Source organism: Planktothrix sp. FACHB-1355 (assembly GCF_014748295.1).
Taxonomy (GTDB): Bacteria; Cyanobacteriota; Cyanobacteriia; order Cyanobacteriales; family Aerosakkonemataceae; genus Aerosakkonema; species Aerosakkonema funiforme_A.
Map to the genome: position 1 here is coordinate 1 of NZ_JACJUP010001007.1, position 2,603 is coordinate 2,603.

3 protein-coding genes are annotated in these 2,603 nt (G+C 48.3%); 1 reads left to right on the forward strand and 2 read right to left on the reverse strand.

Going from position 1 to position 2,603, the window contains the following annotated elements; genetic code table 11:
- Positions 1-471, forward strand: a 471-nt coding sequence (locus H6S82_RS28195; RefSeq protein WP_191057105.1) for a cyanoexosortase A system-associated protein, incomplete at its 5' end; no start/stop codon positions are given.
- A 235-nt stretch (positions 472-706) separates the two neighbouring features.
- On the opposite strand, the gene H6S82_RS28200 is transcribed toward H6S82_RS28195, so the two are convergent.
- Positions 707-1,459: a glucose 1-dehydrogenase gene (locus H6S82_RS28200; RefSeq protein WP_190470288.1), complete on the reverse strand. Its 753-nt coding sequence runs from the start codon at positions 1,457-1,459 to the stop codon at positions 707-709.
- A gap of 112 nt (positions 1,460-1,571) precedes the next feature.
- Positions 1,572-2,396, reverse strand: coding sequence for an alpha/beta hydrolase (locus tag H6S82_RS28205; RefSeq protein ID WP_190470284.1), 825 nt, complete (start codon positions 2,394-2,396; stop codon positions 1,572-1,574).
- Positions 2,397-2,603 lie beyond the last annotated feature (207 nt).

A 2,603-nucleotide genomic window follows, 5' to 3' on the forward strand; every position in this document is an offset into this window, starting at 1 on the left:
AAATATCGCTATGTTCAAAATGGGTTGCCCTTGGATATAGAAATGCGCTATTTAGTGAAGAGTCCAAAGGATATAGAACCGTTTGGCAATCTGGAAGCTTGGATAGAAAAGTACACGGCTATTTCATCTTTTCGTAATATTAAACCTAGTATTATTAATAATAAAAATGTAGGCTTCTATGGTATGTTTGTTTACGAAAAACGAGCGTACTTGAGTGCTTGTATAAATCCGAGTGGCGGTACTACGTTCACTTATGAGCAGTTTAGGCGCAATCGATATATGTACGATTTGCGGTTCGATCGCTTCTTTTTATGGTTGTTAGATTCGGCAAAACTGCGAGACGAACGTTGTCTGTGGACGCAAATGTCTGTACCTTTAAATAATTCTTCGCCGCAGCAAAGTTATCAAATTTTAGAGAAGGCTTGGATTGCTTGGTACAAGTGGTGGAGTCCGCGTTTTTCAAATCGTTAACGATAGGTACTGAATCGATGTTCTAGAGCGCCAGTCCAGTAAAAGAGATTGACAAAAGCAAAATAATGTGAAATGGGCTTTAGATTGCGGCAGGGCGAAGCATTTGGACAGAAAATCTTGGGTTTTTTGCAATAAATTGTCGCCCAAATGCTAATGCCTCCGGCACGCTACGCGAACGCCCCTACATAACACATATTTCGTTGTTTTTGTCAATTTATTCTACTGGACTGGCGCTTTAGCGAAGCCCACCCGTAATGTACAGCGTTTCGCCAGTGATCCAGCCCGAATCGGAGGAAGCAAGGAAGACAACGGCAGGGGCGATGTCCTGTGGCTGTCCAATGCGACGTAATGGTGTTTGCGCTTCAGTTTGTTGGCGACCTTCACTCTCGGTAATTCCTGCTGTGTGTGCCCCCTCCGTTTCCACCATGCCGGGATTGATGGAGTTGATGCGAATGTTGCGGGGGCCTAACTCTTTGGCTAGCGACTTCGTGACGGCATCAACAGCCGCTTTGGTAGCACTATAAATTGAGGCATTGGCGGGGGCGAGGGTGCTAACGATCGAACTGATATTGATAATGCTGCCGCCTGCCGAGCCGAAGTGCTTGACGGCTTGTTGTGAGGCGAAGATCAATCCCAGCACATTCAGATCGAATTGCTTGTGGAAGTGTTCTTCGGTGATGTTTTCCAGTGGGGAAAATTCATAAATTCCCGCATTGTTGACCAAAATATCTAGCTTGCCGAATGTTTGCTGTGTCTGTGCAAACAGATGTTCGATCTCTGCTTTTTTGGCAACATTGGCTTGAACTGCGATCGCCTTACCGCCTGTGCTGGTAATTTCATCAACCACGCGATCGGCCCCTTCTTTGCTTGATGAATAGTTAACGACAACTGCTGCACCTTCGGCTGCCAGATGTTTGGCGATCGAGGCACCGATGCCTTTAGATGCACCTGTAACGACTGCAATTTTTCCCTCTAGTTTTTTTGTCATGCCTGTGATTTCTGGCGGTTGTTGGGTAATATCTGTGCGAAACAGGTGCAAACTTATAAGAATGCACCCATTGAGTTTTTTAACAGGGATGTCTCACATCCTTGCATCCGCATCAGGATTTAAGAAATTCCAGCAGGTCGGCGTTGAGCCGTTCCTTGCTCGTGTCGCCCAAACTATGCGTTCCCCCAGGATAGATCTTCAAAATCGAATTCTTGACGAGCTTGGCAGACAGGAGGGCAGAAGCACCTATGGGTACGATCTGATCGTCATCACCGTGAATAATCAACGTTGGCACGTCGAACTTCTTCAAATCCTCGGTGAAATCTGTTTCCGAAAACGCCTTAATGCAGTCATAAGCGTTTTTATGACCAGCCATCATACCCTGCATCCACCAGGACTGGATCAGACCTTGGGAGACTTTGGCACCGGGTCGATTGAAGCCAAAGAACGGCCCGCTGGCTACATCGAGGAAGAACTGCGATCGGTCAGCCAAAAACGCCGCCCGAAAGCCATCGAACACCTCAATGGGCAGCCCACCCGGATTTGCCTCTGTCTTGAGCATCAGTGGCGGCACTGCGCCCATCAGCACGGCCTTGGAAACGCGCTTGGTACCGTGGCGTCCGATGAAACGCGCTACTTCACCACCGCCTGTAGAGTGTCCGATCGTCACCGCATCCTTTAGATCCAGCGCCTCAAAGAGTTCTGCCAGATCGTCAGCGTAGGTATCCATGTCATTGCCGTGCCAAGGTTGGCTCGATCGGCCATGACCGCGACGATCGTGGGCGATGCAACGGTAGCCGTGCGAGGCGAGAAAAAACATCTGCGATTCCCAAGCATCCGCACTCAGCGGCCAGCCGTGACTGAAGACAATAGGCTGTCCTGTGCCCCAGTCTTTGTAATAGATTTGCGTACCGTCCTTAGTCGCGATCGTGCCCATGTTGCTCCTATGTCAATTGCGAGCGTTTGCCAATCTGTATCTGGTTCGGACTTTGATAATCCGATCGTTCTTATTCTGTAAAGCTGATTCCAGTCAAATCACTCAAGTTATAAGTAGTCGGACAAAAGTAATCGACACTGTATGAACTTTTGTTAAGGCACTTGCAGGAGTGCCTTCGCACAGCGTGCCGTAGGCATATCGTGCATC

Excerpts from the sequence above, each read along its gene's own strand:
- H6S82_RS28200 (WP_190470288.1), bottom strand. The coding sequence starts at position 1,459 with ATGACAAAAAAACTAGAGGGAAAAATTGCAGTCGTTACAGGTGCATCT.
- H6S82_RS28205 (WP_190470284.1), bottom strand. The coding sequence starts at position 2,396 with ATGGGCACGATCGCGACTAAGGACGGTACGCAAATCTATTACAAAGAC.